20 protein-coding genes are annotated in these 20704 nt (G+C 53.9%); 15 read left to right on the top strand and 5 right to left on the bottom strand.

Features of this window, described 5'->3' with window-relative positions:
- Positions 1–199: 199 nt before the first annotated feature.
- Both ACFQI7_RS20760 and ACFQI7_RS20765 read left to right on the top strand, forming a co-directional pair.
- On the top strand, positions 200–937 hold the full coding sequence (locus ACFQI7_RS20760; protein WP_218100378.1) for a class I SAM-dependent methyltransferase: 738 nt from the start codon (positions 200–202) through the stop codon (positions 935–937).
- Positions 937–1926, top strand: a complete 990-nt coding sequence (locus ACFQI7_RS20765; RefSeq protein ID WP_218100379.1) for an MBL fold metallo-hydrolase — start codon at positions 937–939, stop codon at positions 1924–1926. Before ACFQI7_RS20760 ends, ACFQI7_RS20765 begins: the two co-directional genes overlap by 1 nt.
- Here ACFQI7_RS20765 and ACFQI7_RS20770 read toward each other — a convergent pair.
- Positions 1914–2069 (bottom strand): hypothetical protein, encoded by a 156-nt coding sequence (locus ACFQI7_RS20770; RefSeq protein ID WP_218100380.1) that lies wholly within the window; start codon positions 2067–2069, stop codon positions 1914–1916. The two genes, ACFQI7_RS20765 and ACFQI7_RS20770, sit on opposite strands and share 13 nt — an antisense overlap.
- Positions 2070–2288: 219 nt before the next feature.
- Here ACFQI7_RS20770 and ACFQI7_RS20775 point away from each other — a divergent pair, with 219 nt between their 5' ends.
- Together ACFQI7_RS20775 and ACFQI7_RS20780 are read left to right on the top strand one after the other, a co-directional pair.
- The gene (locus tag ACFQI7_RS20775; protein ID WP_218100381.1) at positions 2289–3371 is read left to right on the top strand and encodes a Ger(x)C family spore germination C-terminal domain-containing protein; all 1083 of its coding nucleotides are present in this window, start codon (positions 2289–2291) and stop codon (positions 3369–3371) included.
- The gene (locus tag ACFQI7_RS20780; RefSeq protein WP_218100382.1) at positions 3368–4006 is read left to right on the top strand and encodes a hypothetical protein; all 639 of its coding nucleotides are present in this window, start codon (positions 3368–3370) and stop codon (positions 4004–4006) included. The genes ACFQI7_RS20775 and ACFQI7_RS20780 overlap by 4 nt, the downstream gene beginning before the upstream one ends.
- Before the next feature lie 91 nt (positions 4007–4097).
- Here the strand turns inward: ACFQI7_RS20780 and ACFQI7_RS20785 are convergent, their stop codons facing one another.
- Both ACFQI7_RS20785 and ACFQI7_RS20790 read right to left on the bottom strand, forming a co-directional pair.
- The gene (locus tag ACFQI7_RS20785; RefSeq protein ID WP_218100383.1) at positions 4098–4613 is read right to left on the bottom strand and encodes a phosphatidylglycerophosphatase A family protein; all 516 of its coding nucleotides are present in this window, start codon (positions 4611–4613) and stop codon (positions 4098–4100) included.
- A gap of 15 nt (positions 4614–4628) precedes the next feature.
- Positions 4629–5501, bottom strand: coding sequence for a sensor domain-containing diguanylate cyclase (locus ACFQI7_RS20790; protein ID WP_218100384.1), 873 nt, complete (start codon positions 5499–5501; stop codon positions 4629–4631).
- Positions 5502–5732: 231 nt separating this feature from the next.
- On the opposite strand from ACFQI7_RS20790, the gene ACFQI7_RS20795 reads away from it, so the two are divergent.
- The 3 genes from ACFQI7_RS20795 to ACFQI7_RS20805 all read left to right on the top strand — a co-directional run bounded on the left by ACFQI7_RS20795 (position 5733) and on the right by ACFQI7_RS20805 (position 8344).
- Entirely contained in the window at positions 5733–6779 is a 1047-nt protein-coding gene (locus ACFQI7_RS20795; RefSeq protein ID WP_218100385.1) for a GerMN domain-containing protein, read from the top strand.
- 196 nt (positions 6780–6975) lie between these two features.
- Positions 6976–7737, top strand: a complete 762-nt coding sequence (rph, locus tag ACFQI7_RS20800; protein ID WP_218100386.1) for a ribonuclease PH — start codon at positions 6976–6978, stop codon at positions 7735–7737.
- The gene (locus tag ACFQI7_RS20805) at positions 7718–8344 is read left to right on the top strand and encodes an XTP/dITP diphosphatase (protein WP_218100387.1); all 627 of its coding nucleotides are present in this window, start codon (positions 7718–7720) and stop codon (positions 8342–8344) included. The genes rph and ACFQI7_RS20805 overlap by 20 nt, the downstream gene beginning before the upstream one ends.
- A gap of 105 nt (positions 8345–8449) precedes the next feature.
- Here the strand turns inward: ACFQI7_RS20805 and asnB are convergent, their stop codons facing one another.
- On the bottom strand, positions 8450–10294 hold the full coding sequence (asnB, locus tag ACFQI7_RS20810; RefSeq protein ID WP_218100388.1) for an asparagine synthase (glutamine-hydrolyzing): 1845 nt from the start codon (positions 10292–10294) through the stop codon (positions 8450–8452).
- Between the two features lie 314 nt (positions 10295–10608).
- On the opposite strand from asnB, the gene ACFQI7_RS20815 reads away from it, so the two are divergent.
- The 7 genes from ACFQI7_RS20815 (at position 10609) to ACFQI7_RS20845 (ending at position 17863) form a co-directional block, all read left to right on the top strand.
- The gene (locus ACFQI7_RS20815) at positions 10609–10950 is read left to right on the top strand and encodes a hypothetical protein (protein WP_218100389.1); all 342 of its coding nucleotides are present in this window, start codon (positions 10609–10611) and stop codon (positions 10948–10950) included.
- Between the two features lie 186 nt (positions 10951–11136).
- A complete protein-coding gene (locus ACFQI7_RS20820; RefSeq protein ID WP_218100390.1) occupies positions 11137–12045 on the top strand; it encodes a hypothetical protein in 909 nt (302 codons plus the stop codon).
- A 160-nt stretch (positions 12046–12205) separates the two neighbouring features.
- Complete coding sequence (tig, locus tag ACFQI7_RS20825) at positions 12206–13507, top strand: trigger factor (protein WP_218100391.1); 1302 nt, start codon at positions 12206–12208, stop codon at positions 13505–13507.
- Positions 13508–13862: 355 nt separating this feature from the next.
- Positions 13863–14453: an ATP-dependent Clp endopeptidase proteolytic subunit ClpP gene (gene clpP, locus ACFQI7_RS20830; protein WP_218100392.1), complete on the top strand. Its 591-nt coding sequence runs from the start codon at positions 13863–13865 to the stop codon at positions 14451–14453.
- Positions 14454–14468: 15 nt separating this feature from the next.
- Complete coding sequence (clpX, locus tag ACFQI7_RS20835) at positions 14469–15725, top strand: ATP-dependent protease ATP-binding subunit ClpX (protein WP_218100393.1); 1257 nt, start codon at positions 14469–14471, stop codon at positions 15723–15725.
- A gap of 116 nt (positions 15726–15841) precedes the next feature.
- Positions 15842–16951: a flavodoxin-dependent (E)-4-hydroxy-3-methylbut-2-enyl-diphosphate synthase gene (gene ispG, locus ACFQI7_RS20840; RefSeq protein ID WP_218100394.1), complete on the top strand. Its 1110-nt coding sequence runs from the start codon at positions 15842–15844 to the stop codon at positions 16949–16951.
- Positions 16952–17071: 120 nt separating this feature from the next.
- Positions 17072–17863 (top strand): divergent polysaccharide deacetylase family protein, encoded by a 792-nt coding sequence (locus tag ACFQI7_RS20845; protein WP_230415191.1) that lies wholly within the window; start codon positions 17072–17074, stop codon positions 17861–17863.
- Positions 17864–18002: 139 nt separating this feature from the next.
- Here ACFQI7_RS20845 and ACFQI7_RS20850 read toward each other — a convergent pair whose 3' ends face one another.
- Positions 18003–18716: an N-acetylmuramoyl-L-alanine amidase family protein gene (locus ACFQI7_RS20850; protein WP_218100395.1), complete on the bottom strand. Its 714-nt coding sequence runs from the start codon at positions 18714–18716 to the stop codon at positions 18003–18005.
- 227 nt (positions 18717–18943) lie between these two features.
- Here ACFQI7_RS20850 and lonB point away from each other — a divergent pair, with 227 nt between their 5' ends.
- Entirely contained in the window at positions 18944–20647 is a 1704-nt protein-coding gene (gene lonB, locus ACFQI7_RS20855) for an ATP-dependent protease LonB (protein WP_218100396.1), read from the top strand.
- Positions 20648–20704: the final 57 nt, after the last annotated feature.

Consider the following 20704-nt stretch of genomic DNA (forward strand, 5'->3'; position numbering starts at 1 on the left):
TGTCTAAACTTAATTTACTCTATACTTAACCGGGTTGTCCATCCTGCCGCAAGATGCGGTTCGAGAAACGGGATTATCGATTTGAAGAAGTTGTGCTTTTCCGCGCGGAAATCTGGTAAAATAGGGCTTGACGTCACGTGGCACGCCGGAAATACAAGGTGACACAGCATGGTTTTGATGCAGAAAGGAAGAGTCGGACATGTCGGAATGGTATGAAAAAAGTTTCGGAGACGATTATTTGCTCGTATATAAGCACCGCGATTTGCAGGGAGCGTACGAAGAAGTACGCAGCATGATGGAATGGCTGGAGCTGCCGGAAGGCGCGGAAGTGCTCGATTTATGCTGCGGTATGGGCCGGCATTCGATGGCGCTGAACAGTTTCGGTTTTAAAGTGACCGGCGTCGATCTGTCCGAAGTGCTTCTCGCCGAGGCGAGAAGGCTGGATACGGACGGTGAAGTCAACTGGGTTCACGGCGATATGAGGGACGTGCCGCTTGCAGGCCCGTTCGCGGCCGTAGTCAATCTGTTCACCTCCTTCGGCTACTTTGATGCGGACGCCGAGAACGAGCGGGTTCTTCGGGAAATGTACCGCCTGCTGGTGCCGGGAGGACGATTTATTATCGATTACTTGAACCCGGAGTTCGTAAAGGCGAGCGTGGTACCGCATTCGGAACGAAGGGACGGAAACCTGCGGATCGTGGAGGACCGGCGTATCGAGGACGGCTTTGTGCGGAAAAGAATCGTGCTGCAGGGGGATGGGGAAGCGGAACAGCGCGTATACGACGAGCAGGTGAAGCTGCTCGGCCGGGAATGGTTCCAGTCGCATCTGAACGAGACGGGTTTGGCCGTCGATGCCGTATACGGCTGCTATGACGCTTCGCCGTACGAGCCTGCGACCTCGAAGCGGCTCATCCTGGTCGGACGGAGGGAATCGTGATGACCGGACATGCTTCTGCCGCTTCCGCCGTAAAAAAGCATGGAGATATCGTGCAGGTCAAGGTGCCGCTGCCGTTTCCGCTGCGCTGGGTGAACAGCTATCTCGTTCCCGGCCGCAGCGGCTGGACGCTCATTGACCCGGGGCTTCGGACGGAAGCCGCCGAAGCGCTGTGGGATACGGCGCTGGCCGAACTCGGCATCGCCTATGGCCAAATCGAGCGCATCGTGCTCACCCACCACCATCCCGACCATTACGGTCTCACCGGGTGGTTTCAGCAGCGCTCGGGCGCGCCCGTCCTGTTGTCGCGTACGGGCCTGGAGCAAGCCCGCCGCCTGTGGGGCGACGGGCAGCCGATGACGGAACAGTTGCTTGCGCTGTTCCAGGGCCACGGCCTGCCGCCGGAGCTTCGTGAACCGATGCGGGAGCACATGGACGGCTTCGTGCCGTCCGTGTCCCCGCAGCCGGACGTCACCGCCCTAGAGGCGGGCGACACCGTGTGTCTCGGCGACGACGCGTACGTGTCGATCTTGACGCCCGGCCATGCGGCGGGGCATCTATGCTTTTACCGGGCGGAGACGGGGGTGCTGTTTTGCGGCGATCACGTGCTGCCGCAAATTTCGCCGAACGTCAGCTATTTGCCCGGCGGCATCGACGAGAACCCGCTGGACAGCTACATGCGCAGTCTGCGGGACATCGCCGGGCTCGAAGTGCGGCTCGCTTTCCCGGGCCACCGGGAGCCGTTCCCGCATTTGGCGCAGCGTGCGCACGAGCTGATCCGCCATCACGAGGAACGGCTGGAAGGCATGCGCCAGCTGCTTGCGCAGCCGAGGACGGCTTACGACGTATGCCGCCTGACCTTCGGCGACCGTCTGAGCTTGCATCAGCTCCGGTTTGCGCTGTCGGAGACGATCGCGCATCTGATTTGGCTGCGGGAAGCGGGACGAGCCGAGGAATACGGGCGTGACGGCGTCGTTTGTTACAAACAGTAAGTAGACAACTCCAGATGCGGCGCGCTTCTTTTCGCGGGAAAAGAAGCGCGCCGCTTTTCTTTTCTGCCGTCCGCCATTCGATACGAACGTCGCTTCGCTGCATCCCAACCCGTGCGAATTCGCCTGATGTGCATTTTCGCCATTGCAGCAGCGCATCCCACTCATTCTTGGCGTTTCTACACTGGATGGCAGCGCCCCGACTCCATAAATGAAGACCGGCAGGACAGCACCGCCAGGTTCTCTCGCTTTACAGTCGGCGGGACATGACAAATGCCGCCCTCCTGTGCGTTCCGTGCATAGGAATGCCGTAATTTGGGAAAAATTAACGGACGATGTTGTTGAACAGGGAAGGGGGTACGCAAGTGGATCGCCAGCTTGGCTTGATCCGTCGCCGACAGACATCGGTGTTGATGGTGTTAACGGCCTCGATGCTGCTGGCCGGTTGCGCCTCGTCCGGCTCCGGATCGCCTCGCGCGATGGTGGAGGAGCGCGGTTCGATTACGGTGGTAGGCGTCGATACGGGCGCCGGCGGGATGAAAATGACGGCTGCGGAAATGCTCCCAGCCGGATCGCAGGATCGGCTGCAAGCTTACGGTACGCCAATCGTGCGTACGCAGTCATTCGTTTCATTGGCGGATGCGGTATGGCAGTGGGAGCGGAAAGGCGCGCCGCAGCTTGTTGTTATAGGCGAGGAATGGGTGCGCATGCACGGATTCGCTTCTTCGTGGGCGAATCAGATCGCCCGCCTCGGATTCAAGGACGGACGCAGGCCGCTTGTAGCCGTCACGGAAGGAGCGGCGGAACATATCGTTCGCAGCAGCACCGCAGCGAGAAGCAGCGCCGCTCTTCTGCGTCAGGCAGACTGGACGGCAAACCCGCTGCGAGCGCGGTCCGTAAGCTACGAGGAAGATTTGGTTCTTCCATACTTAACGAGAACGCAGGAGCACGATCGTGCGGAGAAGGTTTCAGTACAGGCTGTGCTGTTTAAGAAAGGGCAGCTTGCGGGCATGCTCTCTCCGCAGCAGAGCGGTATGCTTTCCTGCTTGCGGGGGGCCGCGAACTTGCCTGAACTTTCGTGGCCGATGCCTGAGGCTGACAACGGAGCGGCTATGCTGGAACGCGTCTCCTGCCGTTCCGAAGTGCGGGGCAACGGCAGCTTAACCGGCCCCGTCCTTACGGTCGATGTCGCCGTCCAAGGAGAAAGCGCCGCATTCGGTTCGGCATCCGCAGCGCAGGCCGAAAGCGCCGCGCGGGCGCTGCTTGCCGCAATGACCGCGCTTGTCCGCGATTTGCAGGAGCGCCGCATCGATCCGCTCCATGCAGGCGATTCTTTCCGCCAGCAATATGCCGGCGTATGGTCGCCGGATCGATGGCGAGAATCGTTTGCCAAAGCCGAGGTGAGGCTGTCGGTCAAATTGAACCTGATCGGAGGAACGAACCCATGAACAAGACAATCACGACATTGAACCATCGAAAGCTGACGAAAACGGCTCTCTGGTTTTTCGTGCTCATTGCCGCTTTTTCCTTGACGGCCGGCTGCGGCAAGCCGCAAGCAAAGCCCGGTGAGAATGCCGGGCAAGGGGCGGCGAATCCTCCGCAGCAAGGAGGAACGGCGGGACAGCTGCCGCAGACCGGGACCGGACAGGGCCAGGGCCAAACCGGCCAGCCGTCCAAGCAGCCGGAATCGGCTCCAAAGCTGACGACGATCGCTTACTCCGACGCGGATAAGCAGATCTTGACGGCAACGGCCAAATCGTCCGGAGTGAAGACGGTCTATATTCCGCAGCAGGGGGCGACGGACGATAAGCTGGATGTCGTTCGCGGCACCGCCAAGCAAATGACGCTGCAGTATTTGAAGATGGTCGTTGTTGAATCAGCGGAGCAATTGGTCCCTGTCGGTAAAGTAACGGACCAGACGGAAGCGAAGCTGAAGAACGGCACAGCGCAATGGATGAGCGTTAACGGTCAACCGACGCTTTACGTTAAGCTGGGGGATACGTTCATCTCGATCAGCTCCGCCAAAGCCGTTTCGAAGCAGGAGCTTGAAGCGATCGCCGATACGCTGACTCCGCTGAAATAAAAATGCTCGGGTGCATCCCGATCGCGCAAAGAAGCCTTCACCGCTATCCGTCCGGGTGAAGGCTTCTTCTTTATGTTGTTTGCGGGCTTGATCAGTGTCCGCCTTTCTCCCGTTCTTCCTGTTTGCGGTGTGCGATCCGGGAGCTGGCTGCCGCCGCGATCGCGCCTACGATATCGTCGAGAAACGTATGTTTGTGCTTGCCGGTTTTATCGTTCAGCATCTTGAGAATGCCGGGCTTTATTTTATCGATGTAACCGAAATTGGTCATACCGATACTACCGTATACGTTCACGATGGACAGCGCCAATATTTCATCGCAGCCGTACAGTCCTTCGTCGTTTTCGATCATTTCCTGGAGCGGAGAGAGCAGCTTTCCTTCTTCGGCCAGCAGATCAAGCTGAATTCCGGTAAGAACCGCATTTTGCACCTCGCGTTTGGTCAGCACTTGTTCCACGCTTTGCACACATTCCTCCATGATCAGCGTTTCGTAATAATCCTTTTGCAGGAAATAAGTCAGCTCGGCAATATCTTCGATGCGAACGCCCCGGCTGAGCAGCCATGCCCTGGAAGCCTCGGCTACTTTTTTACTGTTCAGGCTATAGGTCAACAGAAAGGCCTCCTCTTATTCAGTGTTCGAGTAAAAATGAAAATGGTTTTTTCCTTGCAGTTTCGATGCGTACATGGCGGCGTCCGCGTTTTGGAGCAGCGTCTCGCTGTCATCTCCGTGCTCTGGGAAAAAAGCGGCGCCGATGGAACAGGTCAGCGTAATTTTTTGCCCGTTCAAATCGAACGGCTGGTTTAACGCATTGGAGATGCGCCGCGCAATTTTGGCGATATCGTCCGGCAGAAGAAACTGCTGGAGCAAGAGCACGAATTCGTCTCCGCCCATGCGGGATACCGTATCCGGTTCGCGGATCGAGTGGGACAGACGGGAGGCGACTTTGGTGAGCAGCTCATCGCCTGTCGCATGACCGTACGTATCGTTTATATTTTTAAAATCGTCCATATCCAAATACATGACGGCAAGCTTATGTTGGTATCGCTTTGCGGTATGAAGCGCTTGCGACATCCGGTCCTGAAACAGCCTCCGGTTCGGAAGTCCGGTTAAAGGATCGTAATAAGCGAGCCGGGTCAGGCGGTCTTCCATTTGCTTGTATTGCGTAATGTCTTTGGCCGACAGCGCAGCCCGTTTCTGCCCGTCCGGCGCGAGGAAGGCATATCCGCTGCCTTCCAGCCACACGCACAAGCCGTCGGGCTGCACGACCCGGAACGCCGCCCGAAAAGGAACGTACAGGCTGAACAGCCGATCGCAGGATGCCCTCACACTTGCTAAATCGCTTTCGTACACCGTCTCATACAGGCCGATGCCAGCGCAGGACGCAGGAGCAACGCATACCGGTAACCCGGAGGCGCCGAATATCCATAGCCAGTCCGGAGATTGCTGCACGGCTGCCCGTAATAATCCATCGGCAAAATCGGAAAGATGGTCATCCATGCGTCAGAATCACCTCTATTTGGAAAAAAGACATCTTTATTATAGTCTTCCGGTACCGGTGAAATCAAGGATCATCCGCGCCTAAAGTACCAAATCGATTGCCGGGGAAATGCGGACAAATTGTTGTCATAAACTTGTCTCCGGGCCGTATACATTAAGTAAAACGGACGAGTTGCAACGAGCCCCGGCCACCGCCGAGATACGTTGACAACAGCACAAGGAGGAAAAGCAATGAAACCGTATAAATGGACAAGGTTGGCCGCTGTAACCGGAATAGGCGTAATGTTGGTGACATCCGGCTGCTCGGTTTTGAAGCCGAAGGAACAATCTCAGCCGATTGATCCTCCGCAGGCCGGGTCGGACGCCGCCGCAACCAGTGCGAAAGCTGCCGGCGTTACGATTGCCAATCCGATGCAAGTTACCGTGTACGCCAAAGACGAGAAAGGGTTTGTCGCCCCGATCGCCATCCAGGTGGAGAAGACCGAAAGTACGGCCAAACGAGCGCTAGAATATATGGTCGAGGGCGGACCTTCCCAAGGGCAGCTGCCGGCGGGCTTCGTCAGTCTTTTACCGAAAGGCACGCAGGTCAGAGGGATCAATATCGTGAAGGATCAAAAGCTTGCTATAGTAGATTTCTCCAAATCGTTCACGGATTATAACCTTCAGGACGAACGGAAAATATTGGAGGCCGTTACCTGGACGCTGACCGGTTTTCCGACCGTAGAGAAGGTGCAGATCCGGGTGGAAGGCAAAGCGCTGAAAGAGATGCCGGTCGGCGGCACGCCGCTGGATGAACCGTTAAGCCGATTGATGGGCATTAATCTTGAGAAGCCGGAGAGCGTCGAATTCGGCCAATCCACACCGGTTACGCTGTATTTCCTGAATCAGAATCAAGCCGATTATAAATACTATGTTCCGGTCACCAGGCTGATCCAACGGACGGATAACGTCGCGGAAGCGGTCATCAAGCAGCTCATTGCAGGCCCGGACGCCAAAAAAGGGCTGGCCGCCGTCATGACGCCGGGCGCCGAGCTGTTGAAAGTCAGCAAGGCGGAAGATATCATCACCGTCAATTTTTCGGATAAGGTGCTCGGACCGGATAAGAAGGCGCCGGCAGAGGCGCTCAAAGCGGTCGTCCTTTCTTTGACAGAAAACGCGGGCGCTTCGTCCAAGGTGCAAATTCTTGTGAACGGCGACGCCAAAGTGAGCGCGACCGACAACCAGAACTATGCCAAGCCGGTTACGCGTCCGGCTACGGTAAATCAGGTCAAATTGTAAATATTCCGGTCGAAGCGATTCGATCGGAACGATAGAACGACGTCCTCTCGGCTGCCAGTGAGATTTATTCGCACTGCGGGAAGGGCGTTTTTTTTCGAAAAGGGAACGGAAGAGCACGACATCTATCCACGTTTGGTTTTCCATATGCGCTCTGGTACAATGAAAACGGTAAAGCAAAGGAGGTAACATTGAACCGATGAGAAACGATGGAAGAGCAGCAGATCAGGCGCGTCCTGTGAAAATTACGACCCATTATAACAAGCATGCGGAAGGTTCCGTGCTTATCGAGGTGGGCGATACGAAAGTCATTTGCACCGCCACGGTGGAAGAGCGGGTGCCTCCTTTTATGAAAGGGCAGGGGAAAGGCTGGATTACGGCGGAATACTCCATGCTTCCGCGGGCTACCGCCGTGCGCAATCAGCGCGAGTCTGCCAAAGGGAAGCTGGGCGGCAGGACGATGGAAATTCAGCGCTTGATCGGCCGTGCGCTGCGCTCCGTAGTGAATTTGGAAGCGCTGGGCGAGCGCTCCGTTACGCTTGACTGCGATGTCATTCAAGCTGACGGAGGCACAAGGACGACCTCGATAACCGGCGCCTTTGTGGCCATGGCGATAGCGATTGACAAGCTGGTACGTGAACGGCATTTATCCCGATATCCGATTACCGATTTTTTAGGCTCGATTTCCGTAGGCATTATTCAAAATCAGGCGCTCTTGGATTTAAATTATGAAGAGGATTCCAAAGCAAAGGTCGATATGAACGTGGTGATGACGGGCACCGGCAAATTTGTCGAAGTTCAGGGAACAGGCGAGGAAGCGCCATTCTCCAGGCAGGAGCTGGATGAGCTGTTGGCGCTGGCCGAATCGGGCATCGCCTCGATGATCCTCGAACAAGAGCAGGCGCTCGGACCGATCGCCGACCGCATCAGGGGGGCTTCCGGTGCTGCCGCTAGGATCTGAAATCATCATCGCCACGCGGAACAAAGGGAAGATGAAAGAGTTTGAACCGATGTTCCTGCGGCAAGGCATCGCAGTCCGAAGCCTGCTTGATTATCCGGATCTTCCGGATATCGTCGAAGACGGCCACACGTTCGCCGCCAACGCGTTGATTAAGGCGAGAGCGATCGCGCTCAAGTTTGGCGTTCCTGTTGTCGCCGACGATTCGGGCTTGTGCGTAGACCGGCTCGGCGGCGCTCCGGGCGTCTATTCTGCCCGTTATGCGGGGGAGCCTTCGGACGATGCGGCCAATAACCGGAAGCTGCTCGCGGAGCTGGCCAAGCTGGAAGACAGCTCTCCGTCGGCAGAGCCGGCCCGGCTCAGCCCCGCCCGGTTCGTATGTGCGATCGCGCTCGTCGATCGGGCGGGTCATCCCGTTGCCGAAGTCGAAGGCTCTTGCGATGGCGTCATCATCGATAAACCGCGCGGAGAGCACGGCTTCGGCTACGATCCGTTATTTTACATACCCGAATTGGGACGAACGATGGCGGAGCTGACGGTGAACGAGAAAAACGAGCTAAGCCACCGCGCGCAGGCGCTCGGCAAATTGTGGGAAGCGTTATCCAAGTAAGCAAGGGACAGCGCTAAAAACAAGGGACGGCATGCGGATTGAAACATTTCCGCATGCCGTCCCGTTTTGTAATAACGTCATGGAAAAGCTGAAAGCGGCCACCGGTTACCGGATGGCCACTTTATATTTACGAAGCCACATGTCTACTTGCGCAAGGTAGGCAAACAGCTGCGGGCCGGTCATCAGCTGTCCGAACCAGGGCAGATTGAATTGCCCGTTGTCGTTTTCGGCCAGCGCCCTGATTTTGGCCGTATCGATAAATTGCAGCAGCGGCGATGAGCTGTCGTTCAATATATCGAGCACCCAGGAGCGAACGGCTGCCAAATAATTCGGATTGTGCGTCTTCGGGTACGGGCTTTTTTTACGGGTGAGCACGTCTTCGGGCAGCACGCCGCGGAGCGCTTTGCGCAAAATGCCCTTCTCCCGGTCTCCGGCGGTTTTGACTTCCCACGGAATATTCCAGACGTATTCGACGAGCCGATGGTCGCAGAACGGCACGCGAACCTCGAGGCCGACGGCCATGCTCATGCGGTCTTTCCGGTCGAGAAGCGTCGGCATGAATCGCGAGATGTTGAGATACGACATTTCGCGCATCCGGTTTTGCTGCTGGTTTTCCCCTGCGAGCCGCGGTACTTCGGACAACGCCTGGCGGTACCGTTCCTGCACGTATTGCTCCGGCTTCACCCAGTCGACGAATTCGGGCGACAGCAGGTTAACGCGGTCGCGGGTCGCGAGCGCCCACGGAAACGTATTTGCGTTCAGCGATTCTTCCCGGTGAAACCACGGGTAGCCTCCGAATATTTCGTCCGCGGCTTCGCCGGAGACGGCAACGGTGGCATGTTTTTTGATTTCACGGCAGAACAAGTAGAGCGAGCCGTCGACGTCCGCCATGCCGGGCATATCGCGGGCATATACGGCTGCTTTCAGCGCTTCGACCAATTCGGGTGTGTCGAACTCGAAGGCATGGTGTTCGGTACCGAGAAAGTCGGTCATCCGTTTAATCCATGGCGCATCCGAATTCGGCTGGAAGACGTTCGCCTTAAAATGCTTGTCGTTGTCGACATAATCGATCGAGAACGTGTGGAACGTATCCATACCCGATTCTTTGTAATAATTAGCGGCAAACGTCGTTAAGGCACTGGAATCAAGCCCGCCGGAGAGCAGCGTACAGATCGGCACGTCGGAGGCAAGCTGTCGGATGACCGTGTCCTTCAGCAACTCGTGCACCTTCGCCGCCGTCGTCTCTACATCGTCTTCGTGGGGCTTGCTCTCCAGCTTCCAGTACGCGCGGATTTGCAAGCCGTTCGCATCCAGCAGCGCGCAATGACCGGGCTTCAGTTCATTCATATTTTTATACACGCCGTGTCCGGGGGTCCGTGCCGGTCCGACAGCGAATATTTCCGCCAGCCCTTCCCCGCTGATTTGCGCAGGAAAATCCGGATGCGCCAAAATCGCCTTCGGTTCCGAGCCGAACAGCAGCCGGCCGTCTTGATAAGAATAAAAGAAAGGCTTCACCCCGAGCCGGTCGCGGACGAGGAAGAGCGTCTGCTCCTCGTCATTCCAGACCGCGAAGGCGAAGATGCCGTTTAATCGGTCTACGCAGGCGCGCCCCCATTCGATGTAGGATGCAAGGAGCACTTCCGTATCGCATGTGGTTTGGAAGCGATGGCCTCGAAGCTCCAGCTCCTTTTTCAGCTCGGGCGCATTGTACAGCTCGCCGTTATATACGATCGCGAATGTATTCTCGCCGGCTTTGCGAATCATCGGCTGCGCGCCGCCCGCCGGATCCATGACGCTGAGACGGCGATGACCTAGAGCGCAGCGGGCGGTAATCCAGGTGCCGGAGGCATCCGGGCCCCGCAGGCTCATCGTATCCGTCATCTTTTCGAGAATGAACGGATACTGGGTCAAATCTTTATTCCAATCAACCCATCCCGTAATTCCACACATAGACTTCATCCTTTCTGGTCTCAAAGTTCGGCGGCTATTGACAAGCCCCTTGGTCAAGGGACGGCAGGATGTTAAAGGTTATGCGTCTGAAAACGCGAAAATGTCTGTCCCCCCGGGCAGAAAACTGAAAAACTTGGCGAAGAAATGGACAAACGGTCGAAGAAAAGTTACACTACCGATAGAGGCAATGGTAAGTTTTGCACATCCTATCAGGTTTCTATGAATAGAAACCGCTGCTTTTGTCCCACCCTATCCATATGGGTATGGAAGAACATGCGAAGGCAGACGATCAACATGAAAAGGTGGTCATCCCGATGAAAAGAACACTCTCCGCGCAGCAAAAAGAATATAAAGAAGCCAAGGAACATTTCGAACAGGTCAACAAAGATTTCGAACAAAAGCTTGCCACGACCAAGAAGCTTGGCACCGTTACGCAGGAAACGATGGAGCGGCTCGTTGAAGATACCGGATTGCATACGGCTCTGAACAAACTCGGCGCGGCGGAGGCGGCGCTGCTGAAATGGTCTCATGAAATGATTCAGAACGAGCGCGATTATTTGCAAAATAAAGAAGCCGTCGACCGCATGTACGCCTTTATCGACAAAAACCCGCACATTAAGGCTCAGCTTATTCAAGCGGCCATGAAGATGGACTAGTTTTTACTATCAGGCACGGGATGCCGAATGATGCCGGTATGACCGTATTCACGCCCTGAGCCCGAAACGGATGTTTTCGGGCTTTTTGGCTTGCAGCGGGCAGCCCGGGCCAGAGAAATTTTGCATTCCGCCCGATTTTTGGTACACTGCTTCCTATATAGATGCCAGCAGGAAAGGCGGTGTTTTATGACGGAACAGCCGACTGATAATGTAATTTTATTTCCGAAAACCGTCGAGTACTACCAGTTTGAGTTAACGCGTTTATTGGAAACGGAGAGGTACGGAGAAGCGATCGGGACGCTGCGCTTTTTGCTGGCCTGCCAGACGGGCGACAACCGCGCCAGGGAGGAGTGGCAGTCGCTGCTCGATTGGCTGCAGCTGATGTTTCCCGATTTGTCGATGGCGGAGCTGGAGGAGCCGGAGGAGGATACGGATGAGGCGGAGCTGCTGAAGCGGCATTTGCATATGAAAGCGGAGCAATCGCCTGATTACGCGAACAAGCTGTTGGAAAGCTTGTTTCAGCAAAAATCCGCGGATAAGCAGATGCTCGCGCTCGATCAGCTTGCCTTCATCGAGCATCCCGGCATAAACGACGCGCTGATCCGCTTTTTGACCGAGACGCCGCTGCCGCCGTTCATCCAGTTTCGCACGCTTCAAACGCTGAAGAAACGGGGAGCGGAAGGACCTGTTACGCTAACCAAGAACGGAGAAGCGGCACGTATCGATATCGAAGAGACGCCTGTCGATTTCGACCAGTTTCCATCGCAAATTCAAGAGATTATTAGCCGCGTGCGGGAAATTAGCGAAACGCAGCATCCGGCGCTCGCCTATTTTGCCGAAGAGACATGGAACGAATTTCTCGCGTTTATATTCGGCACATCTTCGTACCGGCAAATGCTTAGGCAGGATGCGGCCTGCGTGGACGTTTGGGCTTGCGCGCTTCATTTGACGCTCTTGGAGCGGGTTTTTGACGGAGGCGACAAGGAGGAGCTTTTCGAGCTGTATGGCATTACGTCGGAGCTTGCATTCCAGTGGGAGCAGGCCTATCGAATCATGCAGCAGTTCGCTCAGGCGGTATTTCCCGGTAAAGCCTGAATTTAAAAATGGTTCCTTATATTACGTATAGCAAGTCTTGAAAACGTAAACTATTATGGTTATAATAGAATGGTTATATTCCGGGGTAAGCCGTGTTTGAAGAATGAAAGCATATGAAATCTAAAATGTGATGGATAATTTTTGGAGGGGAAAGCATAAAATGAAAGCAAGCTGGGAAAAGATAGAGAAGAACGTTGGAGTTCTTGATATTGAAGTGGATGCGGATCAAGTTACCGATGCTTTGGACAAAGCATTCAAGAAAGTCGTAGCGAAAGTGAATGTTCCGGGTTTCCGCAAAGGCAAAGTGCCGCGCGCGATTTTCGAATCCAAATTCGGCGTTGAAAGCTTGTACCAGGACGCTCTTGACATCATCGTTCCTGATGCTTACGTGGCCGCTGTCAACGAGACAGGAATCGTGCCTGTAGACCGTCCGGAAGTGGATGTGGAACAATTCGGCAAAGGACAAGTTCTCAAATTCAAAGCGAAAGTCACTGTGAAGCCTGAGGTGGAACTTGGCGAGTACAAAGGCCTTGAATTGGAAGAAGCGGCAGCCGAAGTAACGGAAGAAGAAGTGAACGCTGAGCTTGAAAAGCTGCAAGCCCGCCATGCGGAGCTGATCCCGGTTGAAGAAGGCGCAGCGGAGAATGGCGACGTCGTTTCGATCGACTTCGAAGGTTCCGTTGACGGCGTTCCGTTCGAAGGCGGCAAAGCCGAAAGATATTCCCTGGAGATCGGCTCCGGCAGCTTTATCCCAGGCTTTGAAGAGCAGGTAGTCGGCCTTGAGAAAGGCGGCGAGAAGGACATCACCGTAACTTTCCCTGAAAGCTACCATGCGGAAGAGCTGAAAGGCAAAGAAGCCGTGTTCAAAATTAAGCTCCATGACATCAAACGCAAAAACTTGCCGGTACTCGACGATGAGTTCGCGAAAGACGTGAGCGAATTCGAAACGTTGGAAGAGTACAAAGCCGATCTTGCTAGCAAAATCAAAGAACGCAAAGCGGCGGAAGCGGACAATAAGAAGCAAACGGAAGCGGTAGAAAAGGCGTCTGCTGCAGCGGTTGTGGAAATTCCGGAAGTGATGATCAATGACGAAGCGGAGCAAATGGTGAAAGAATTCGAGAGCCGTCTGCGTACGCAAGGCATGAACATCGACATGTACTACCAGTTTACCGGTCAAGACGCTGAGGCGCTCAAAGGCCAAATGCGTGACGATGCTGCGAAGCGCGTTCGCAACAATCTGGTCATCGAAGCGATTGCGAAATCGGAAAATATCGAGGCGACCGAAGAAGAAATCAACGAGGAGCTTGCGAACCTTGCACAAATGTACGGCCGCTCGGCTGACGAAGTTCGCAGCATTTTCGCAGCGAACGGCAATATGCAAACGCTCGTGAACGACCTGGTTTCCCGTAAAACGGTGAAGTTCTTGGTGGATAACAGTAAATCTGTTGCAAGCGCCGTATAATTGAACAGGGCGATACTATAAGAGGCAAAGGCACGTGTATTTCAATGCGTGCCTTTGTTTTACCCTAAAAAGGCGCGACCGCCCAAAAGCCTTACATAAATGTTAACGGAAATACATAACAAGTGAGCATGGAAATACATAAACCCGGTGAAACGGGGCATAAGTATCATTTAGCAATACATAAGGGAGTATATATTGGTTTGAAGCAAGGCACTTGAACGTAAACGCGCTTGTCAAAACTCCAACATCTCACCCGGTATTACCGCCGAAATGACTTTACAGACAAAAGATGCTACAATGGATACGGTAACGTTTTTTGCAATGCTACTCTAGTGGGGTAAAGGGGTTGGAAACGATGAGTCTGGTACCTATGGTTGTAGAACAGGAAGGCCGCGGCGAACGCTCTTACGATATTTACTCGCGTTTGCTTAAAGATCGTATTATCTTTCTGGGCAGTGCGATCGACGATGACGTCGCCAACCTGGTTATTGCCCAGCTGTTGTTTTTGGCGGCGCAGGATTCCGAGAAGGACATCAGTTTGTACATTAATTCCCCCGGTGGTTCGGTAACTGCCGGTATGGGTATATATGATACAATGCAGTTCATTAAACCGGATGTGTCGACGATTTGCGTAGGTATGGCTGCAAGTATGGGTTCTTTGCTTTTGACGGCGGGAGCGAAAGGGAAACGGTTCGCTTTGCCGAACAGCGAAGTCATGATTCACCAGCCGCTCGGCGGCGTCCGCGGGCAAGCGTCCGATATTAAGATTCATGCCGATTGGATCATCAAGACCAAACAAAAGCTGAATCAAATTTATGTGGAGCGCACGGGACAGCCGTACGAAAAAATCGAGCGCGATACGGACCGTGATAATTTCTTGAGTGCCGAAGAAGCCAAGGCGTACGGGCTCATTGATGCGGTTATCACTCGCAGTGATTTGACATAGAAGAGGAGTGATCCCATGTTTAAATTTAACGATGAAAAAGGCCAACTGAAATGCTCTTTTTGCGGCAAATCGCAGGAACAAGTGCGTAAATTGGTTGCCGGACCCGGCGTATATATATGCGATGAATGCATTGAACTATGTACGGAAATCGTGGAAGAGGAATTGGGTCACGAGGAAGAGCTTGACCTGAAAGACGTTCCGAAGCCGAAAGAAATCCGCACGATTCTGGATTCGTACGTCATCGGGCAGGAGCAAGCCAAAAAATCGCTGTCCGTTGCGGTGTATAACCATTACAAGCGAATCAATTCCGGTCAAAACAAACTGGAAGATGTCGAGCTGCAAAAGTCGAACATCGTGCTTGTAGGACCGACCGGCAGCGGGAAGACGCTTCTGGCTCAGACGCTGGCAAAAATTTTAAATGTGCCGTTTGCGATCGCGGACGCCACTTCCTTGACGGAAGCCGGTTACGTGGGCGAAGACGTGGAAAATATTTTGCTTAAGCTGATCCAGGCGGCCGATTATGATGTGGAGAAAGCCGAGCGCGGCATCATCTATATCGATGAGATCGATAAAGTAGCCCGTAAATCGGAGAATCCGTCCATTACGCGTGACGTATCAGGCGAAGGCGTGCAGCAAGCGCTGCTCAAAATTCTTGAAGGTACCGTTGCTTCCGTTCCGCCGCAAGGGGGCCGCAAACATCCGCATCAGGAATTCATCCAGATCGATACGACGAACATTTTGTTCATATGCGGCGGCGCTTTCGACGGTTTGGAACAAATCATTAAACGCCGTATCGGTAAAAAGGTGATCGGATTCGGCACCGACGGTATGAAAGCCGATTTGAAGCCGGGTGAATACTTGTCGCTCGTGCTGCCGGAAGACTTGCTGAAATTCGGCTTGATCCCGGAATTTGTCGGCCGTCTGCCGGTGATCTCCACGCTCGAGCCGCTGGATGAAGCAGCGCTTGTCCGCATCTTGACCGAGCCGAAAAATGCGCTCGTCAAGCAGTATCAAAAGATGCTTGAAATGGACAATGTGACGCTTGAATTCGAGGCCGAAGCGCTTGAAGAAATCGCCAAAGAAGCGATCAAGCGGAATACCGGAGCGAGGGGACTGCGCGCGATCATTGAAGGCATTATGCTGGAAGTGATGTACGAGGCGCCGTCGCGTACGGAGAACTCCAAGTGCGTCGTTACCAAGGAAGCGGTGCAAGCCAAGATCGCTCCGTCGATTACGGCCGTCGATGTAAAGAAAAAAGAAGAGAGCGCGTAAGCGTACGATCATATTAAACCGGACACCTCCAATCCGCTGCCAAGTCCCTTGGAAATTTAAGGGTAAGCTTGCAGCGGAGCGGAGGATGTTTGGTATCATGGGAGAGAAGAAAACGCATGTTTCACAGAACGGAAACGGTTCCGGTTAAAGTGGGCAATCTGACGATCGGCGGCAGCAACGAGGTCATCATTCAAAGCATGTGTACAACGAAGACGGCTGATGTGAAAGCGACCGTTGCGGAAATTCACCGGTTGGAAGAAGCGGGCTGCCAAATCGTTCGCGTGACGGTGAACAACAAAGAAGCGGCAGCGGCGATTAAAGAAATCAAGAAGCAAATTTCGATTCCGCTCGTCGCCGACATCCATTTCGATTACAGGCTGGCGCTGCAGGCGATTGAGAACGGGATTGATAAAGTAAGAATCAACCCGGGGAATATCGGCCGCCGGGAAAAAGTGGAAGAGGTCGTGAAAGCATGCAAGGCACGGGGCATCCCGATTCGCATCGGGGTCAATGCCGGTTCTTTGGAAACCCATTTGCTTGAGAAATACGGTTATCCGACGCCGGAGGCGATGGTGGAAAGCGCGCTGTTTCATATCGGGATTCTCGAGGAGCTGGATTTTCACGATATTATCGTATCGCTAAAAGCATCCGATGTTCCAATGGCGATCGCCGCGTACACAAAGGCAGCCGCTGCTTTCAAATATCCGCTGCATCTCGGCATTACGGAAGCCGGAACGCTGTTCTCCGGCACGGTGAAAAGTGCGGCAGGGCTCGGCGCGCTGCTCAGCATGGGACTCGGATCAACCATACGTATCTCGCTAAGCGCGGATCCGGTGGAAGAAGTGAAAGTATGCCGCGAGCTGCTCAAGTCGTTCGGGCTGATTACGAATGCGGCTACGCTCGTTTCGTGCCCGACATGCGGCAGACTGGACATCGATTTATTCTCCATCGCCAACGAGGTCGAAGCGTATATTTCCAAGCTAAAAGTGCCGATCAAAGTATCCGTCCTGGGCTGCGCCGTGAACGGACCGGGCGAAGCGAGGGAAGCGGATATCGGCATTGCCGGAGCCCGCGGCGAAGGGATGCTGTTCCGTTACGGAGAGATGATTCGCAAAGTGCCGGAAGCGGAGCTGCTCAGCGAGTTGAAGAAAGAAATCGACATTATCGTAGATCATTTCGAGAAAACGGGAGAAATTCCTGGAAGAAAACATCACGCACAAGTATAATCGCATTCGATAGGCCCGCTGCGGAGTGAATACTCCTAAGCGGGCTTTTTCCGTGTATGCATAAAATGGCCGATGGCAACAAATAACAAGAGTATGGTCAGAAAAGGGGGAATACAGCTCATGAGGCGTATGAAATGGTGGAACAAAAGGCTGGCTGTACTCATAATGGCTGGAACGACATTATGCTCTTCGTCATTGCCATTGCAGGTGGAAGCTTCGGAACCGTCAGAGCCTACAGCCAAAAAACGAATCGCGATCGTCATCGACGATTTCGGCAACGGCATGTCCGGAACGGAGCAAATGATGCAGCTGCCGATTCCGTTCGCTGCAGCCGTCATGCCGTTTTTGCCGACGACGAAAAAAGATGCCGAAGAAGCGCATCGGCTGGGGAAAGAAGTGCTGGTGCACATGCCGATGGAGCCGCAAGTCGGCAAACCGGAGTGGCTTGGCCCCGGCGCTATTACCACCCGTTTGACGGACGAAGAAGTCAGACAACGGGTCGAGGCCGCCATTGCCGATGTCCCCCATGCCATCGGCATCAACAATCATATGGGCTCCAGAGTGACGGCTGATGAGCGTGTAATGCGGATCGTGCTCACGGTATGCAAAGAAAAAAAATTATTTTTCCTCGACAGTCGTACCACGAACAAAAGCGTCATCAAGAAACTGGCTTCCGAGCTCGGCGTGCCAACTACGGAGAACGATGTTTTCATGGACGATGTGTACACCCGCAGCCACATTTTGAAACAAGCGCTTGTCGTGCAAAAGCATGTAAAATCCAATGCGGATACGGTGGTTATCGGCCATGTCGGACCTCCGGGAAAGCATACCGCGGATGTATTGAAACAATCGATTCCTACGCTGCAGGGACTTGGTGGGGAGTTTGTCCCGCTTTCGCAAATGATCCATTAAATCAAGCAACGAGACCGCTCCCGCCAGGCAGCGGTCTTATTCAATGCCGGACCATGACAAACGGGTGCCGCCTAATGAGTTGTGGAGCCGCCCGGTTATGTTTGTGATCGGTAGGTCACTGCGCCTTTGGGAGACTTTTCTACAGCTGCAAATACTTTGTTATCCCCTCGGTAATTTTCTCCGATATCGTCCACTGTATGCTTTGCTTTTGCAGCATTTGCCGGTCTGCCGCATTCGTAATAAAACCAAGCTCAACAATAACCGCAGGGACCTGCGTATGCTTCAGCAGATAATAAGTGCGGCCTAGTACCGGCGTTTCCGATACCCCATAAAGCGGATTTAAAGCCGACTGCAGCGCGGTGGCGAGCTGTTTGCTGCGCACGTTTTTTTGATGCAGAACGAGCGGCCCGCGCCTGTCCGGGTTTCTCGCCGAATTGACATGAAGGCTGATCATTACTTTTGGTTTGATCTCATTGGCCAGATGGCTGCGCTGGGCCAAATCTTTCATATGCCGCGAACGCGTTCGGAGCCAGCCGTTCTCCGAACTGAGCGCATAATCGCCGCTGCGATTAAGCAGCACGATATAGCCTTTTTTTCGCAAACATTCGAATGTTTTTTTGGCAATGGCCAAATTGATATCTTTTTCCAGCAATGACCCGTAGCTTGTTCCGGGGTCGACCCCGCCGTGTCCGACATCAATAAGCACATCGGCATTCGTTAGAGCGGGATGATTCGCGCGGATTTCCGGAAGCAGGAACGAATCCGGCGAAGCGTCTACGGTATGGGACCAAGGGCATAACGCCAGAAGTATGGAAAGAAGCACGATTTTCGCAGGATTCAAATGGCTGGACATAGGGAATCAACTCCTCGCTATTTTAAATGTTTGTTGCACCTGCTTTTCATAATCAAGCTTAAGCTTGCACTACCGGTACCGACCTCTTATTTATCATCTCCCAAAAAGTTTCTGCACCAAGAACGATTAATGCTTCCATAGGAGGGCAATACTACCAAATATATTGCGGTTTGCAGACGCCTTCTTACCGGTGGCGCCGCTAGCGAACAGGATGGAGGTTGAGAACGATGAGCATAAGTGTAATTTTGATGGTGATTCAGCTGTTTTTTGCCATTGTGATCGGATTGTATTTTTGGAATTTGCTGCGAAACCAGCAGACCAACCGTACCGCTGTCGACAAAGAGTCGAAGAAAGAGTTGGAGAAGCTAAGAAAGCTTCGCTCCATCTCATTAAATAAACCGCTTGCCGAGAAGACCCGTCCGTCGGCGATGGACGATATCGTCGGGCAAAAAGAAGGGCTTCGCGCATTGAAAGCGGCACTGTGCGGTGCGAACCCGCAGCATGTTATTATTTACGGTCCTCCGGGCGTAGGAAAAACGGCAGCGGCCCGCGTTGTTCTCGAAGAAGCGAAGAAAAATCCCGAATCGCCGTTTCGGCCTGACGCCAAATTCACGGAAATCGATGCGACCACGGCGCGATTCGACGAACGAGGAATTGCCGATCCGCTTATTGGCTCTGTTCACGATCCGATTTATCAAGGCGCAGGCGCGATGGGAGTCGCCGGCATCCCCCAGCCGAAGCAGGGTGCTGTCACGAAAGCGCATGGCGGCATATTATTTATTGATGAGATCGGTGAATTGCATCCGCACCAGATGAATAAATTATTAAAGGTGCTGGAGGATCGAAAGGTGTTTCTGGAGAGTGCTTATTACAATTCGGAAGACACCAACATTCCAAGCTACATTCACGACGTATTTCAGAACGGGCTGCCCGCCGATTTCCGGTTGGTCGGAGCGACGACGCGCAATCCCCAGGAGCTGCCGCCGGCTATTCGCTCTCGCTGCATGGAAATATACTTCAGGCCGCTGCTCCCGGACGAGATCGGCATGATCGCATCGAAGGCGCTGAAAAAAATCGGATTCCCGGAAAACGATTCGGCGATCGAAGTCGTAAAAAAATACGCGACAAACGGTAGGGAAGCGGTCAATATCATCCAGCTTGCCGCGGGTATGGCATTAACCGATCAACGAAAAGAAGTTTCGGCTGCGGATATCGAATGGGTCGTCAACAGCTCGCAAATTCCGCCGAGACCGGAAAAGAAAATCGCACAAAGCCCGGAAGTGGGATTGGTCAACGGTTTGGCCGTTTACGGCCCGAACCTCGGTACGCTTCTGGACATCGAGGTGACGGCGATCCCGGTCGTTCAACCCGGAACAGGCAAGTTCATCATCACCGGCGTGGTGGACGAGGAAGAGATGGGCGGCGGTTCGCGTACTTTGCGTCGAAAGAGCATGGCGCGCGGATCGGTCGAAAATGTGCTTACTGTGCTGCGCAGGCTCTCCATTAACCCTTACAATTTCGATCTGCATATTAATTTCCCGGGCGGCGTTCCGATTGACGGTCCTTCCGCCGGCGTTTCGATGGCTGTAGCGATTACTTCCGCTATTAAGCAAATTCCGGTGGACAACCATATTGCGATGACCGGTGAAATTAGCATTCACGGGAAAGTGAAGCCGGTGGGCGGCGTAATTGCCAAAGTGGAAGCCGCATTCCAGGCAGGGGCAACGAAAGTGATTATCCCGAAAGAAAACTGGCAGGAAATTTTCGCCGGATTGAGCGGACTTGAGGTGATCCCGGTTGACTCCATCGAAGAGGCGCTGCACCATTCGCTCGGACTGGAGTTCATTCGATCCACGGATCATGCCGTCTTATCGCAAGAAACGGCTTCACCTGCTTCCATTACGATACTGCACGCCGATGCGCTTGAATAGAGCCGCGGCGTCTCTTTTTTAAGAGAGCGGACCGATATTGGTGTTTTGAAAACAATT

The organism is Paenibacillus allorhizosphaerae, assembly GCF_042659105.1.
Taxonomy (GTDB): Bacteria; Bacillota; Bacilli; order Paenibacillales; family NBRC-103111; genus Paenibacillus_G; species Paenibacillus_G allorhizosphaerae.

What these genes read in the sequence shown, in the direction of transcription:
- ACFQI7_RS20820 (WP_218100390.1), top strand. Translation starts at nt 11,137, where the DNA reads ATGACGGAACAGCCGACTGATAATGTAATTTTATTTCCGAAAACCGTC.
- ACFQI7_RS20790 (WP_218100384.1), bottom strand. Translation starts at nt 5,501, where the DNA reads ATGGATGACCATCTTTCCGATTTTGCCGATGGATTATTACGGGCAGCC.
- asnB (WP_218100388.1), bottom strand. Translation starts at nt 10,294, where the DNA reads ATGTGTGGAATTACGGGATGGGTTGATTGGAATAAAGATTTGACCCAG.
- ACFQI7_RS20780 (WP_218100382.1), top strand. Translation starts at nt 3,368, where the DNA reads ATGAACAAGACAATCACGACATTGAACCATCGAAAGCTGACGAAAACG.
- lonB (WP_218100396.1), top strand. Translation starts at nt 18,944, where the DNA reads ATGAGCATAAGTGTAATTTTGATGGTGATTCAGCTGTTTTTTGCCATT.
- rph (WP_218100386.1), top strand. Translation starts at nt 6,976, where the DNA reads ATGAGAAACGATGGAAGAGCAGCAGATCAGGCGCGTCCTGTGAAAATT.
- ACFQI7_RS20850 (WP_218100395.1), bottom strand. Translation starts at nt 18,716, where the DNA reads ATGTCCAGCCATTTGAATCCTGCGAAAATCGTGCTTCTTTCCATACTT.
- ACFQI7_RS20760 (WP_218100378.1), top strand. Translation starts at nt 200, where the DNA reads ATGTCGGAATGGTATGAAAAAAGTTTCGGAGACGATTATTTGCTCGTA.
- clpP (WP_218100392.1), top strand. Translation starts at nt 13,863, where the DNA reads ATGAGTCTGGTACCTATGGTTGTAGAACAGGAAGGCCGCGGCGAACGC.
- ACFQI7_RS20845 (WP_230415191.1), top strand. Translation starts at nt 17,072, where the DNA reads ATGAGGCGTATGAAATGGTGGAACAAAAGGCTGGCTGTACTCATAATG.
- ACFQI7_RS20765 (WP_218100379.1), top strand. Translation starts at nt 937, where the DNA reads ATGACCGGACATGCTTCTGCCGCTTCCGCCGTAAAAAAGCATGGAGAT.
- tig (WP_218100391.1), top strand. Translation starts at nt 12,206, where the DNA reads ATGAAAGCAAGCTGGGAAAAGATAGAGAAGAACGTTGGAGTTCTTGAT.
- clpX (WP_218100393.1), top strand. Translation starts at nt 14,469, where the DNA reads ATGTTTAAATTTAACGATGAAAAAGGCCAACTGAAATGCTCTTTTTGC.
- ACFQI7_RS20770 (WP_218100380.1), bottom strand. Translation starts at nt 2,069, where the DNA reads ATGGCGAAAATGCACATCAGGCGAATTCGCACGGGTTGGGATGCAGCG.
- ACFQI7_RS20815 (WP_218100389.1), top strand. Translation starts at nt 10,609, where the DNA reads ATGAAAAGAACACTCTCCGCGCAGCAAAAAGAATATAAAGAAGCCAAG.
- ispG (WP_218100394.1), top strand. Translation starts at nt 15,842, where the DNA reads ATGTTTCACAGAACGGAAACGGTTCCGGTTAAAGTGGGCAATCTGACG.
- ACFQI7_RS20795 (WP_218100385.1), top strand. Translation starts at nt 5,733, where the DNA reads ATGAAACCGTATAAATGGACAAGGTTGGCCGCTGTAACCGGAATAGGC.